12 protein-coding genes are annotated in these 14,182 nt (G+C 44.6%); 11 read left to right on the plus strand and 1 reads right to left on the minus strand.

All coding sequences use genetic code 11. From position 1 onward, the window contains the following. Window positions 1–5: 5 nt before the first annotated feature. The 3 genes from CCC17_RS03415 to CCC17_RS03425 all read left to right on the plus strand — a co-directional run bounded on the left by CCC17_RS03415 (window position 6) and on the right by CCC17_RS03425 (window position 3,282). The gene (locus tag CCC17_RS03415; RefSeq protein WP_287082504.1) at window positions 6–866 is read left to right on the plus strand and encodes an alpha/beta hydrolase; all 861 of its coding nucleotides are present in this window, start codon (window positions 6–8) and stop codon (window positions 864–866) included. 83 nt (window positions 867–949) lie between these two features. Then, window positions 950–1,939, plus strand: coding sequence for a Guanosine polyphosphate pyrophosphohydrolases/synthetase (locus CCC17_RS03420; protein ID WP_015524396.1), 990 nt, complete (start codon window positions 950–952; stop codon window positions 1,937–1,939). A gap of 11 nt (window positions 1,940–1,950) precedes the next feature. Continuing rightward, on the plus strand, window positions 1,951–3,282 hold the full coding sequence (locus CCC17_RS03425; protein ID WP_110103020.1) for an MATE family efflux transporter: 1,332 nt from the start codon (window positions 1,951–1,953) through the stop codon (window positions 3,280–3,282). Between the two features lie 125 nt (window positions 3,283–3,407). Here the strand turns inward: CCC17_RS03425 and CCC17_RS03430 are convergent, their stop codons facing one another. Beyond that, window positions 3,408–3,899, minus strand: coding sequence for a DUF2798 domain-containing protein (locus CCC17_RS03430; RefSeq protein WP_110103019.1), 492 nt, complete (start codon window positions 3,897–3,899; stop codon window positions 3,408–3,410). 488 nt (window positions 3,900–4,387) lie between these two features. Between CCC17_RS03430 and eno the strand changes: the two genes are divergently transcribed. The 8 genes from eno (at window position 4,388) to iolD (ending at window position 14,178) form a co-directional block, all read left to right on the plus strand. Then, a complete protein-coding gene (eno, locus tag CCC17_RS03435; RefSeq protein WP_287082505.1) occupies window positions 4,388–5,683 on the plus strand; it encodes a phosphopyruvate hydratase in 1,296 nt (431 codons plus the stop codon). A gap of 139 nt (window positions 5,684–5,822) precedes the next feature. Continuing rightward, window positions 5,823–6,599, plus strand: coding sequence for an ABC transporter permease (locus CCC17_RS03440; RefSeq protein ID WP_059086856.1), 777 nt, complete (start codon window positions 5,823–5,825; stop codon window positions 6,597–6,599). A 12-nt stretch (window positions 6,600–6,611) separates the two neighbouring features. Continuing rightward, window positions 6,612–7,349: an ABC transporter ATP-binding protein gene (locus CCC17_RS03445; RefSeq protein WP_092072899.1), complete on the plus strand. Its 738-nt coding sequence runs from the start codon at window positions 6,612–6,614 to the stop codon at window positions 7,347–7,349. A gap of 149 nt (window positions 7,350–7,498) precedes the next feature. Next, window positions 7,499–8,242 (plus strand): nickel pincer cofactor biosynthesis protein LarB, encoded by a 744-nt coding sequence (gene larB / locus CCC17_RS03450; RefSeq protein WP_022426321.1) that lies wholly within the window; start codon window positions 7,499–7,501, stop codon window positions 8,240–8,242. Further along, window positions 8,243–9,619 carry a nickel pincer cofactor biosynthesis protein LarC gene (larC, locus tag CCC17_RS03455; RefSeq protein WP_129974426.1) on the plus strand — a complete coding sequence of 459 codons (1,377 nt, stop codon included), beginning with the start codon at window positions 8,243–8,245 and terminating at the stop codon, window positions 9,617–9,619. A 138-nt stretch (window positions 9,620–9,757) separates the two neighbouring features. Continuing rightward, entirely contained in the window at window positions 9,758–10,786 is a 1,029-nt protein-coding gene (locus CCC17_RS03460; protein ID WP_022426319.1) for a LacI family DNA-binding transcriptional regulator, read from the plus strand. 407 nt (window positions 10,787–11,193) lie between these two features. After that, window positions 11,194–12,228 (plus strand): 5-dehydro-2-deoxygluconokinase, encoded by a 1,035-nt coding sequence (gene iolC / locus CCC17_RS03465; RefSeq protein ID WP_015524405.1) that lies wholly within the window; start codon window positions 11,194–11,196, stop codon window positions 12,226–12,228. 18 nt (window positions 12,229–12,246) lie between these two features. After that, complete coding sequence (gene iolD / locus CCC17_RS03470; RefSeq protein WP_256163685.1) at window positions 12,247–14,178, plus strand: 3D-(3,5/4)-trihydroxycyclohexane-1,2-dione acylhydrolase (decyclizing); 1,932 nt, start codon at window positions 12,247–12,249, stop codon at window positions 14,176–14,178. The last annotated feature ends 4 nt before the right edge of the window (window positions 14,179–14,182 follow it).

Raw genomic sequence — 14,182 nt, forward strand, 5'->3', positions numbered from 1 at the left:
AGATTATGACAAAAGCAGAAAAAAAGACACTGAAGCTTCCAGCAGAGAAGCCTCAGTATATTACAGTAAATGATATTACTTACGCACAGGTGGACTCCTGGTTCGGACATTGCAGGCGGGATCTGAAACTGGATATAATCTATCCAGAAACAAAAGATGGAAAAATCTATCCCTGCATCCTCTGGATCTGCGGAGGCGCATGGCTGATGATGGATAAATCCGCACATAATCTTTATCTGAGCAGACTGGCATCCAGTGGTTTTGTAGTGGCAAGTGTGGAGTATCGTACTTCCAATCAGGGCCCGTATCCCATGCCGCTGCAGGATGTAAAGGCAGCTATCCGTTATCTGAAAGCCCATGCAGACCGGTTCCGCATCAACAAAGAGCAGATAGGAGTTATGGGAGAGTCTGCCGGAGGATATCTTACCTGTATGGCTGCGCTGGACAATGATCCGGCTCTGGATGTGGGAGAGTATCTGGAAGAATCCAGTAAGGTACAGGCTGCCTGCCCATGGTATCCGCCTACGGATCTTTCCGCATTTCCGTGTGAATCTGCAGAAAAATGTGCTTCTTCCGCAGAATCCCTTCTGCTTGGATTTAATTCCATGTTAAATAAAGAAAAGGCATACCAGAGCAGTCCGGTTTCCAAGGTTACGAAGGATGCACCGCCATTTCTGATCATCCATGGCAACTGCGATCAGGTCGTTCCTTATGTTCAGTCGGAAACTTTATACGGACTTCTGGAGAAAAAAGACTGTGATGTTACTTTGCTGACACTGGATGGTGCAGACCATGCAGATATCCAGTTTTTCCAGGATGAGGTATGGAACCGGATCGCAGATTTTTTCCATGAAAAACTGAAATAAATAAAAGACAGGAGCACAGATCATCCAGCAGTTGTTGTAAATATGTGATCTTGAAAAGACTAAAATAGAAAAGAGAAACACAAATGATAACATTAAACGATTATCTGTATTCCGGAGATACTCTTCTCCGGATACTGAAGAAATACATTCGGGATCTTAGGATAGAGGCGAAGGAAAAACACAATGAGATCGATCTGGTACACTGTAATTTTTTGATCCAGATCCAGGAGCTTCTGGAGCATAATGATTTCCTCACTGCCCAGTCTCAGAAGATTCGGGAATTTTATAAATATATGGCAGGGGAATATCCGTTTCTGGCGTTTACCTTCAAGGGAAGAATCAAATCCCTGATCCGTGCGGAGGAAAAATTTAACGGATATGTAGTAGAATTTATTTATGACTACTATAAAGAATATGGGGAATATCCTTCTGTATCCCAGATCAAGGAACGGTTAAGCTGTTTCCGCGATTTTATTGCCTACAGGATCGTTATCGCCATGCCCAGATGTCATCTGAAAAATGGTGAGAATGTCAGAGAAGAAGAGCTTCGTTATCTTTATGAGATCGCCAATATACTTCCGGGATTTCTGGAAGAAAGAGGATTTACCGCAGAGCCGGCCAGAGGAGTGCAGGAAAGTACATCGCCACTGCTCAGCAGAGAAGCAAAGCCTTACTATAGGGATTACATCTGTAATAACAGTGAGGATGATTATCAGTCTCTGCATATCACGTTTTATGATAACAGTTCCCGAAGCTATATGGAAGTACAGCTGCGGACCAAAGAAATGGATGATGTTGCGGAGATTGGTTCCGCCAACCATTTAAGCTATGAGAAAAAACAGGAAAGTGAACGCAGGAGAAGGGACGCGGTTCCCCAGGGGGAATGTATCTATTTTGACGAGGCCTATGAGCGGGGTATGCGGCTTCTTGGACTGGATCTTGCTGCGCTGGACGTTAATATGTTTGGTGCGGTAAACAACAGCCTGATCAATGATGGCTGCGGACTGTTCCGCGGAAGGATGATCCTTCCTTATGAGCATCTTTCCCGTTTTCAGAATGATATCGTTGACTGAGGGAGGATGACATGAAAGACTTGACAAAAGGGAAGCCTTCCACATTGATCCTGTCCTTTGCGCTTCCTGTATTTCTGGGAAATCTCTTGCAGCTGACGTACAGCCTGGCAGATACCCGGATCGTGGGAAGCTTTCTTAAAGAAGATGCGCTGGCGGCAGTAGGGGCCACCAGTCCTTTAAGCGGTCTGATCATCGGTTTTCTGATGGGCCTTGCAAATGGATTTGCCATTGTTACCGCACAGAAATTCGGTGCCGGAAACCGGGAAGAAGTACGAAAATCTTTTGCGCTGTCTCTTGTAATGGGCAGCGTGATTTCTCTGATCCTGACTGTTTTGGGACTTTTGTTTCTGCATCCGATCCTGAGGTTCCTGAATGTTCCGGATCATTTGACGGGAACTGCCAGGCAGTATATCTTTATTATTATCGCAGGTATGCTGGCAACGTTTCTTTATGATACCTGCGCGGCATCTCTGCGCGCACTTGGGGATACGGTGACGCCTCTTGTGATCCTGGCAGTGTCTGTAACTTTAAATATCGCAGGAGATCTGTTTTTTATTCTGGTAGTAAAAGCAGGAGTTCAGGGAGCTGCCGTTGCCACGGTACTTTCACAGACGCTGGCATTTCTTATATGCTGGTTTTACATGATCCGCAGGTATGAGATCCTACGGCTGAAAAAAGAGGATTTTTTCGGTCTCGAAAGAAATATGATGAAAAATATGCTGAGTGCCGGACTTTCTATGGGACTTGTAAGCTCTCTTGTAAATCTTGGTACACTGGCACTTCAGACCTCCATCAATCGGCTGGGAAGAGATATCATTGTGGCACATACAGCAGCTCGTAAGATCACAGAGATGTTTATGATCATGTTTGGCGTGTTCGGCCAGACCATGGCGATCTTCTGTGGCCAGAACGCAGGTGCAGGGAGAATGGACCGGGTACGCTATGGAATTGGTCTTGCAGTTCTGTATACCTGTATCTGGTCCGTGATGACTGTGATCTTCAGTTTTACCATTGGAAAACAGCTGATCTATCTGGTCACAGGAAGCCATAATGAAACGGTGATCCGCAATGCCGCCAATTATCTTAAATTTGATACGATCTTTTATTTCGTAACGGCTGTGATCAGTGTCCTCAGAAATGCTATGCAGGGCCTTGGAGAAACGGTGATCCCTCTGGTTTCCAGTGCGCTGGAGATGATCGGAAAAGTAGTGATCGCGGTGACTCTGGTGCCACTTCTCGGATATACCGGCGTGATCGTAGCAGAACCGATAGTCTGGGTCATTATGGTGATCCCGCTGATCGTGAAGATACTTAAGATGCCGGAATTAAAGAAAACAGTCTGAGAGATTCGAAGATCCGATGAGAAAGATTCGCGTGAAAAATAAAAAGCACATTGTATGGAATGAGCCGCCACCGGAAAGTATGACTTTTGGGGTGGTTCAACCATAGCAATGTGCTTTCTTTAATTTTACATAGTTTCTGTCGCTTCTTTTACGTTTTCCTTTTCAGGAAAGATATGTCTGAAAATAAAACGTACGATCGGACCTGCATAGATTAGCTGCCAGAAGAATGCCATCGGGAAGTTGAATGCGGTTGTCTGAAGCCATACAGCTACAAACTGATTTCCTGCATCCTTAAAGAGAATGGTTGCCGCGAGGCTCATTAACGGGCACATGAAAGCAACGGAAGGAACGGAGATCGCAAGGATCCTGCTGAACGGATGGCAGCTTTTGAAATCTACCATGCGCATTGCACAACCAAAAGCAAGCTTGGATACAAGGAAGAAGTCAAGGATAAATGCGATCGGTCCCATGATCACCAGTTCATGAAAAGCGTCAAGGAACACACGGTTTGTCATACTCCCTGTGTTCAGGGAAATGTTGTAGCAAATCATGGCGTAAACCATGAAAAATACCATGATAAGGGTAAAGATAACTTCCTGAAATTTGTTTTTTGGCATAAAAAATCCTCCTTTAAAATGATTAAGTGATAATGTAAAACCTCAGAGCATGTGTTGTTCGTTAATCATTCAGGAGAATGTGCGTTTCCAATATATGACAGGATTTTGTCATAAACCATATTCGGTTTTTTGACCAAATCAAACTGCGAAGCAGTTATTTGGCTGTAAGCAGGCAGCAGAGCGGTTTACGAATATCCGCTTGATACCGGCGGTTATGATATCATAAGTAGTAAAGCCTTGTCAATAAGTAAAATTCGCAACATCCTGCGGAATGTTCTGAAAAAACATGGAAATATCAGAAGAGTAATTGAGAAAAAAATGGCAATAACTCCTCTTGACCGTTAAAGTTAGATATAGTAAACTTGTAAACAGTTAGCGGATTCTAACTAATGCGTAAAATTTGTGGCGGGCCGTATCCCCTGACAAAATGCGGCCTGAACAGGAGTTACGGACAGGGCGAAAAGACCAGACAGGAGGATAAATATCAAATGGATTATTTAGAGATTGAGAAGGTCATTGGAAGAGAGATCATTGATTCAAGAGGAAATCCGACCGTAGAGGCAGAGGTTTATCTGGCAGATGGAACGGTCGGAAGAGGAGCAGCACCAAGCGGAGCGTCCACAGGAGAATTCGAAGCACTTGAGCTGAGAGATCAGGATAAAAGCCGTTTTGGAGGAAAAGGTGTTTCGAAGGCCATTGAAAATATCAATACAGTAATTAATGATGCGCTGGCAGGAATGGATGCATCTGATATTTATGCAGTGGATGCTGCCATGCTCAAAGCAGATGGAACAAAGGACAAATCAAAACTGGGCGCAAATGCCATTCTTGCGGTTTCTATTGCGTGCGCACGTGCGGCTGCGATTTCTCTTGACATCCCCCTTTACAGATTTTTTGGTGGGGTGAACGGAAACAGACTTCCGGTTCCGATGATGAATATCCTAAACGGTGGTGCACATGCTGCGAATACCGTTGATGTTCAGGAATTCATGATCATGCCGGCAGGAGCACCAAGCTTTAAAGAGGGACTTCGCTGGTGTACGGAGGTATTCCACGCTCTTGCTGCACTTCTGAAAGAAAAAGGCCTTGCAACAAGCGTTGGAGATGAAGGTGGTTTTGCACCAGACCTTGGAAGCGATGAGGAAGCCATTGAGTACATCCTTGAAGCAGTGAAAAAAGCAGGATATGAGCCTGGAAAGGATTTTGTACTTGCCATGGATGCTGCATCCAGTGAGTGGAAAGGAAACAAAAAGGGGGAGTATGTTCTTCCGAAATGCGGAAAGAAATTTACATCTGCGGAGCTTGTTGATCACTGGAAAAATCTGATCGAAAAATATCCGATCTACTCTATTGAGGATGGCCTTGATGAGGAAGACTGGGAAGGCTGGCAGATCATGACAAAAGAACTTGGAGGAAAAGTACAGCTTGTAGGTGATGACCTGTTTGTTACAAATACAGAGCGTCTTGAGAAAGGTATCAGCCTTGGCTGCGGAAATTCTATTCTGATCAAACTGAATCAGATCGGTTCTGTATCCGAGACTCTGGAAGCCATCAAAATGGCACATAAAGCTGGCTATACAGCGATTTCTTCCCATCGTTCCGGAGAGACAGAGGATACAACCATTGCAGATCTTGCAGTGGCACTGAATACCTGCCAGATCAAGACAGGAGCTCCTTCCAGAAGCGAACGTGTGGCAAAATATAATCAGCTTCTCCGTATTGAGGAAGAGCTTGGAGATGCAGCAGTATATCCGGGATTCCGGGCATTCAATATCAAGAGATAAGATCATAACTAACACATTTCTCAAAAAGGTACGCTTTGGCGTGCCTTTTTTTGGCGAAAATAAGGTTGCCAGATTTCTCAAAATAGTATATTATGATTTACAGCCGTGTGAAAAAATAAAATTGAATATTGGAGATGCTATGAAAGAATACGTAAATACTTTTATACGTTACAGGTTTCTTCTGGGAGAGCTTGTAAAAAAAGGAATCAAACTGAAGTACAGACGTTCCTATCTTGGTATCATCTGGTCTCTTCTTGAGCCGTTGCTTACCATGATCGTACTGACGATCGTATTCGGTACCCTGTTTGGAAACAAGGATCGGACATTTCCTGTATATATCCTGACAGGACGTCTTTTGTACACATTCTATTCCAGTGCCACAAAAGCGGCATTGAAATCAGTAAGAGCGAATTCGGCAATGATCAAGAAAGTTTATGTGCCAAAATATCTCTATCCGCTGTCAAGTGTACTTTTTAACTATGTGATCTTCCTGATCTCACTGATCGTGCTGGTTCCGGTAGGAGCAGTACTTGGTGTGGAGCCGACACTTTATATGTTCCAGATCCCGATCGCGCTGATCCTGGTATTTCTGTTGTCTTATGGTTGTGGAATGATCCTTGCTACGATTGGCGTTTTTTTCAGAGATATGGAATATCTGTGGTCAGTAGCGCTGATGCTGATCATGTATACCTGTGCGATCTTTTATTATCCGTCCAGACTGCTGAAAAGTGGTTTTTCATGGATCCTGAAATATAATCCGCTGTACTGTACCATCGATGTTTTTCGTTCAGGAATGTTCGGAGAGCCGATGAACCTGCATTATGCGGCATACGCACTGGTATTCAGCCTTGTGACGATCGCCATCGGAATGTTCTGTTTTAAGAAGAAACAGGATGAGTTTATCCTTTATATTTAACAGGAGAAAAATATGGAAAAACCTGCAGTAGTTGTAGATAATGTAAGTATGAAGTTTAATCTCAGTAAAGAAAAGGTAGACAGCCTGAAGGATTACGTGATTAAATTCTTAAAAAAAGAAATTAAATATAATGAATTCTGGGCTCTTCAGAATGTTGATTTTGAGGTAAAAAAAGGTGACCGTGTAGGAATCCTGGGACTTAATGGAGCGGGAAAAAGTACTCTGCTCAAAGTAATTGCCGGTGTATTCAAGCCTACCGAAGGCAAGGTGGTCCGAAACGGACGTCTGGTCCCTCTTCTGGAACTGGGAGCCGGTTTTGACTCGCAGTATACAGGACGTGAGAATATTTTTCTGTATGGTGCGATGCTCGGATATTCCAAGAAGTTTCTGGAATCGAAATTTGATGAGATCGTTGAGTTTTCTGAACTGAAGGAATTTATCGATGTCCCTATTAAGAATTATTCTTCAGGTATGAAGGCAAGACTTGGATTCTCCATTGCCACACTGGTATCACCGGATATCCTGATCCTTGATGAAGTCCTTTCTGTAGGAGATGCCAAATTCCGGAAAAAGAGTGAAAAGAAAGTCTTAAGTATGTTTGATAAGGGAGTTACGGTACTGTTTGTATCCCATTCCCTGGAACAGGTACAGCGCCTGTGCAATAAAGCAATGATACTTGAAAAAGGAAAACTGATCGCATATGGAGATATTGATGAGATCTCGGCCAAATATGCGGAGATGATCAGATAAAGAACAGAAGGCGGCCCAGGCAGTCGCATAAATAAAAAGAACCGGACAGTGAACGGTTTGAATAGCAGATAGCCAGACGATTTGCGGAAATGATGCAAATGTCTGGCTATTATGTTATTATATTACGAAGAAAACAGGGAGGCAAAAAGATGACTTTACAGCAGATCCTTGAAAAGGTAAAAAAAGGCCAGCTCTCTGTGGAGCATGCAGAGGACCTTCTGAAAAAAGAGGGATATGAAGAAATGGATTATGCGAAGCTGGATACTACCCGAAAAGCGCGGACCGGTTTTGCGGAGGTAGTTTACTGTGCGAGAAAAGCAGACGAACATCTTTTGAATATCTATCAGAAGCTTTATGAGGAAGATGGAGAGGTCTTTGGAACAAGGGCGTCAGAACATCAGTATGAACTGGTAAAAAAGGTTCTTCCTGATGTGGTTTATGACCCGGTTTCCGGAATTTTGAAGATTGAAAAAGAGAAGGAGCATATCGGAAAGGTGGCAGTGTGTACAGCCGGAACAGCAGATATTTCTGTTGCGGAGGAAGCTGCCCAGACAGCAGAGTATTTCGGCACACATGTGGAGAGGATCTATGATGTGGGAGTCAGTGGTATGCACAGACTTTTTTCCAGGCTGGATACCATCCAGGAGGCTAACTGTGTGGTTGCGGTAGCAGGAATGGAGGGTGCGCTGGCAAGTGTTATGGGCGGTCTTGTGAAACGTCCGGTGATCGCGGTACCTACTTCTGTGGGATATGGCGCCAGCTTTCATGGATTGTCAGCGCTTCTGACAATGATCAATTCCTGTGCCAACGGAATTGCAGTAGTAAATATTGACAACGGATTTGGGGCAGGATATCTGGCAACCCAGATCAATCGGCTTGCGGAGGGAAAATAAATGAGAAACAAATTATATCTGGAGTGTACCTCCGGGATCAGCGGGGATATGACAGTTGCGGCTCTTCTGGATCTGGGTGCAGATCAGAAAAAACTGGTGAGAATTCTTAAAAGTCTGCCGGTAAAAGGTTTCGACATAAAGATCAGCCGTGTGATGAAATCAGGGATCGATGCCTGTGATTTTGATGTACTACTGGATCATGAGAATCATGATCATGATATGAAATATCTGTATGGGCATGATGGAGATTCTCACAGCCAGGATCATGAGGAACATCATTATCAACATAGTCATGAAGCCCATGAGCATCCCCATTCTCATGAACATCATGTACAGGAAACCCATGGAAACAGTCATATATATACAGAAACGATGCATTCCCACCACGGACACCATCACCATGAACACCGTGGCCTTAACGAGATCATGGAGATTATCGACCATGCAGATATGACAGATCGTGCAAAATCCTATGGAAAAAGAATTTTTAAGATTCTTGCCGAGGCAGAAGCAAAAGCCCATAATGTACCGGTGGATCAGGTCCATTTCCATGAAGTGGGTGCAGTGGATTCCATTGTGGATATTCTTTCTGTTGCAATCTGTATGGATGATCTGGATGTGGAGGAAGTGATCGTTCCAAGACTTTGTGAGGGTAGCGGAACGATTCGCTGTCAGCACGGAATCCTTCCGGTGCCGGTACCGGCGGTAAGTAATATTGTAAGTGCTCATCAGCTGAAGCTGCATATCACATCGGTGCAGGGTGAACTGATAACGCCTACAGGAGCAGCCATTGTGGCGGCATTCCTTACATCAGAAAAACTGCCTGAAGATTTTACGGTGGAGAAGATCGGTATCGGAGCAGGCAAGCGCCAGTATGAGTGCCCGGGAATTCTCCGTGCCATGCTGATCCGGGAATCCGAGGAGGAGGCTTCAGGCAATGATACTTGTACGGAAACAGACACCATTATAAAGCTGGAATCCAACATTGATGACTGTACAGGAGAAACGCTTGGCTATGTTATGGAGCTTCTGTATGAGGCAGGAGCCAGAGAGGCCAATTACATGCCTGTATTTATGAAGAAAAACCGTCCGGCATGGCTGCTTACCGTTCTATGTAAAAAAGAACAGGTTTCAGCGATGGAGCAGATTATTTTCAGAGAAACGACAACCATTGGGATTCGTCGCCAGGAGATGGGGAGAACCATTTTGAAAAGAGAGAAAAGAACGGTTACAACCCCGCTGGGAAATGTAGAAGTGAAGGTCTGCACTTTTGACGGACAGGAATATTATTATCCGGAATACGAAAGCGTAAAAAAACTTTGTGAAAAAACAGGGATTTCTTATAAAGAAGTATATCATATGGCTGTGCGGGGATAAGATCGGGTTGGTTGCCTTGTATAATGCACTTACATATTGACACCTTTTCGAAAAAACTATATAAATGTATATAGAAAGATTATTGCCGGACGGAACAGCTGGCAATGATACAGTAAGGCAGAGGCAGGAGAAGGATTTATGGCGGTAACAATACAGCAGATTGCAGAACAGGCAGGGGTTTCCAGGGGAACCGTGGACAGAGCATTGAACCACAGAGGACGGATCAATCCGGAGGTGGCAGAGAGAATCTGCCGTCTGGCGGACGAGATGGGATATGTACAGAAAGAACGGAAACATTCCAGAACAGCTAAAGATGAAAGACTGAAGATCGGAGTGGTGACACAGCTTGCCAGATCTTCTTTTATGCAGGAAGTAAACCGTGGTATTGAGAAGGCAGCCGTGGAACTGAAAGAAAAAGGGATCCAGCTGATCCTGAAAGAGGGTCTTTCCGTTGATGAAGAGGAACAGCTGCAGGCCATTGAGGAACTGGAACAGGAAGGAATCCGGGGACTTGCGATCATGCCGGTAGACAGTGAGACTGTCCGGGAGAAACTGAATGCTTTGATCGAAGAGAAGAATATCCCAGTAGTAACCTTTAACTCTGATATTGTAGGAACGAGAAGAACCTGTTTTGTGGGAATGGATAACCGCAAGAGCGGACGTACCGCAGCCGGACTTCTTGGAATGCTGACAAGAGGAAATGGAAAGATCCTGATCATCACCGGATATTTCAGCAATCATGTTGACAATCAGCGAGTGGATGGCTTTGTGGAGGAAGCCAAGCGGGCTTTTCCACATCTGGAGATCGCCGGTGTTCACGGAAGCTTTGATGAAGCAGCTGAGGTGGAGCACATTATAGAAAATGCCATGATGAGTACTTCAGGGATCAGCGGGATCCTGGTGGTATCCGGAGGCCAGGCAGGAGTGGGTAAGGCATTTGAAAAGCTGAGACTTGACCGCAGGCCCTACGTTGTGATCTACGATCAGACTCCGAAGAATGAACGGGCACTGAAGAATGATCATGTGGATTTTCTGATCGACCAGAATGGATATGTCCAGGGGTATGAACCGCCAAGGATCCTGGCGGATATCCTGACAAAAGGACAGGAGCCGGAGAGAGAATATCTCTTTACAGATATCAAGATCAAAACAAAATATAACCTTTGAACATGTATTGTGCAAAGTATCATATAAAATAGTCTGCAGAATGAAAACTGCAGGCTTTTTTATATTACAGGAAATCTGTAAGATACTACGATATGAAATATAGATTCCAAGAAAACGACTGTCTGGATACATTTGATCGCGTGCTAAAAGCGTGCTAAAAAATCAACACGCAAATGCACATGTAGATAATAGCTACTTTGAACAAAACAAAACTACAAAAATTGTATAGAATAACTGAAAAAAAGAAAAATGAAAAGAAGTACATGCCCAAATTGTAAAACGGTGCTATATTAACATCATAAGAAACACGCAAGAAAGCACGCTAAATAAAAGAAAAAGCACGCAAATCAAAAAAGCACATAAAAAAGAAGTAAAAAATAAACCATCAAACAAACGGAGGTAAGATCATGAAGTATATCGAATTTGATGAATCCAGACCAATGGACCTGGTGCTCCTTGGAAGAGTTGCCATTGATTTTAATCCTGCTTACAACGATCAGGTAAAGGAGGAGTTCAAACCCCTGAAGAAGGTACATATGTTTGAGAAATTTGTAGGAGGATCTCCTGCAAACATCGCTGTAGGTGTTACCAAGCATGGCCTGAAAGCAGGATTTATCGGAAAGGTTTCGGATGATCAGTTCGGTGAGTATGTTGTAGATTATTTTGATGAGAGAGGAATCGATACATCACAGATCACAAAATGTACAAACGGAGAGAAGCTGGGACTTACCTTTACCGAGATGCTTTCTCCAAAGGAAAGCAGTATCCTCATGTATCGTAACCGTATCGCAGATCTGCAGCTTCATGTAGACGACATCCACGAGGATTATATCAAAAATGCAAAAGCGATCCTCATTTCCGGAACTGCTCTTGCAGAGAGCCCTTCCAGAGAAGCAGCGATCAAAGCGGTTATGCTTGCTAAGAAAGTAAACACAAAGATCATTTTTGATATTGATTACAGAGAGTACAACTGGAAGAATGCAGATGAGATTTCCATCTACTATTCCATCGTAGCTAAGGAAGCTGACATCATCATGGGCTCCAGAGAAGAGTTTGACCTTACAGAGAAACTGATCAAAGAAGGCATGACTGATGAGGAGAGTGCAGCTTACTGGCAGGCAAAAAATGCAAAGATCGTTGTCATCAAACACGGTATGAAGGGTTCCACAGCCTACACAGTTGACGGACAGAAGTTCAGCATCAAGCCATTCCCGGTTGAGGCAAGAAAAGGCTTCGGCGGCGGCGACGGATACGGCTCCGGATTCCTGTATGGACTGTATCAGGGCTGGGAGATCATTGACTGCCTGGAGTTTGGTTCTGCTGAGGCATCCATGATGGTTAAAAGCAACAACTGCTCCGATTCCCTTCCGGGACCGGATGAAGTTCACGCATTCATTAAAGATGAAAAAGAAAAATTCGGCGAAATGATCGCAAGAGTATAAAGAAAAGGAGTGGAAAAAATGTCAAAGACAGTAAGAATGACAACTGCACAGGCAATTGTAAAATTTCTGGATAATCAGTATGTTTCCATGGACGGAGTGGAGACAAAATTCGTAGAAGGATTTTTCACGATCTTCGGACACGGTATTGCTGTAGGACTTGGTGAGGCACTGGATACAAATCCGGGACAGCTGAAGGTTCTTCAGGGAAGAAATGAGCAGGGTATGTGTCACGTTGCTACCGCTTTTGCAAAACAGAGCAACCGCAAAAAAATCATTGCATGCGCTTCCTCCATCGGACCTGGAGCTGCAAACATGGTAACAGCATGTGCAACAGCAACTGTAAATAATATTCCGCTTCTTGTATTTCCGGCAGATACTTTTGCATCTCGCCAGCCTGACCCGGTTCTCCAGCAGCTGGAGCAGAGCAGCAGCCTTGCCGTCAGTACGAACGATGCATTCAAGCCAGTCTGCAAATACTGGGATAGGATCACAAGACCGGAGATGGTCATGACCGCTCTGATCAATGCAATGAGAGTTCTTACAGATCCGGCTGAAACAGGTGCATGCTGCATCGCACTTTGCCAGGATGTTGAGGGTGAGTCCTTTGACTTCCCAGAGTACTTCTTCAAGAAGAGAGTGCACAGGATCACAAGACCGGTTGCAGTAGAGGAAGAGCTTGAGGATGTGGCAGAGGTCATCGCAGGAGCGAAGAAACCGCTTATCGTTGTTGGTGGTGGTGTCCGTTACTCAGAAGCCGGAGAAGCTGTTGAGAAATTCTGCGAGGAATTCAAGATCCCATTCGGCGAGACACAGGCCGGAAAGAGTGCCTGCCAGTCCGGCAATCCGTACTGTCTTGGCGGTATCGGTGTAACAGGAACCTACGCTTCCAACATCATCGGTAAAGACGCAGACGTGGTAATTTCTATCGGTTCCAGAATGTCTGACTTTACAACAAGCTCCAAGCATCTGTTCCAGAATGAGGATGTTCAGTTTGTAAGTATCAACAACTGCAGATTCCACGCATACAAGATGGATGCAGTAAAAGCAGTGGGTGATGCAAAAGCTACCGTAGAAGCACTAGCAGAAAAGCTTCGTGCAAGAGGATATAAATCTGCATACACAGATGAGATCGAGAAAGCAAAAGCTGCATGGGATAAAGAGATGGAGCGCCTTGGAAGCATTGAGTACACAGGAGATGATTTTGAGCCGCTGATCAAGGCAAGAGATCCTCGTACGATCCCGGAATATGTAAAACTTACAAACGGAAAGATCACACAGACAGCAGCACTTGCAGCGATCAACAGAACTATCGACAAAGATGCAACCATCATCACAGCAGGCGGTTCCCTTCCAAGCTGTATGCAGCGTATGTGGAGAACAGACAAACGTGGCGGATATCATGCAGAGTACGGATATTCCTGTATGGGATATGAGGTTGCCGCTACCCTCGGCGTGAAATTTGCTGAGCCGGATAATGAAGTATACTGCGTAGTTGGAGATTCCAGCTTCCAGATGCTCCACAGTGAGATCATGACTATCATGCAGGAGAGACAGAAAGTCAATATCATGGTATTCGATAACTGCGGATTTGGCTGCATCAACAACCTTGAGATGAACCACGGAATCGGAAGCCTTGCAACAGAGTTCCGTTATACAGACGGCAAGAAACCGACCGGAGATCTGATCCCTGTAGATTATGCAAAGATCGGCGAAGGCTATGGTCTGAAGACCTATACCTGCCGCACCATCCAGGAATTGGTAGACGCTCTGGAAGATGCCAAAAAGCAGGAGATCGCATGCCTCTTTGATCTCAAAGTTATCCCGAAGACCATGACAGACGGATATGAGTCCTGGTGGGATGTAGGAATCGCAACAACATCTGAGAAAGAAAGCGTAAGAAAGGCCTGCGAGGGAGTTATGAAAGGCCGTGAAGAGGCAAGACTGTACTAATCTG

Origin of the sequence: Blautia sp. LMAG:36, assembly GCF_008680535.1 — a bacterium.
Classification (GTDB): Bacteria; Bacillota; Clostridia; order Lachnospirales; family Lachnospiraceae; genus Blautia_A; species Blautia_A fusiformis.

Excerpts from the sequence above, each read along its gene's own strand:
- CCC17_RS03415 (WP_287082504.1), top strand. The coding sequence starts at position 6 with ATGACAAAAGCAGAAAAAAAGACACTGAAGCTTCCAGCAGAGAAGCCT.
- CCC17_RS03420 (WP_015524396.1), top strand. The coding sequence starts at position 950 with ATGATAACATTAAACGATTATCTGTATTCCGGAGATACTCTTCTCCGG.
- CCC17_RS03425 (WP_110103020.1), top strand. The coding sequence starts at position 1,951 with ATGAAAGACTTGACAAAAGGGAAGCCTTCCACATTGATCCTGTCCTTT.
- CCC17_RS03430 (WP_110103019.1), bottom strand. The coding sequence starts at position 3,899 with ATGCCAAAAAACAAATTTCAGGAAGTTATCTTTACCCTTATCATGGTA.
- eno (WP_287082505.1), top strand. The coding sequence starts at position 4,388 with ATGGATTATTTAGAGATTGAGAAGGTCATTGGAAGAGAGATCATTGAT.
- CCC17_RS03440 (WP_059086856.1), top strand. The coding sequence starts at position 5,823 with ATGAAAGAATACGTAAATACTTTTATACGTTACAGGTTTCTTCTGGGA.
- CCC17_RS03445 (WP_092072899.1), top strand. The coding sequence starts at position 6,612 with ATGGAAAAACCTGCAGTAGTTGTAGATAATGTAAGTATGAAGTTTAAT.
- larB (WP_022426321.1), top strand. The coding sequence starts at position 7,499 with ATGACTTTACAGCAGATCCTTGAAAAGGTAAAAAAAGGCCAGCTCTCT.
- larC (WP_129974426.1), top strand. The coding sequence starts at position 8,243 with ATGAGAAACAAATTATATCTGGAGTGTACCTCCGGGATCAGCGGGGAT.
- CCC17_RS03460 (WP_022426319.1), top strand. The coding sequence starts at position 9,758 with ATGGCGGTAACAATACAGCAGATTGCAGAACAGGCAGGGGTTTCCAGG.
- iolC (WP_015524405.1), top strand. The coding sequence starts at position 11,194 with ATGAAGTATATCGAATTTGATGAATCCAGACCAATGGACCTGGTGCTC.
- iolD (WP_256163685.1), top strand. The coding sequence starts at position 12,247 with ATGTCAAAGACAGTAAGAATGACAACTGCACAGGCAATTGTAAAATTT.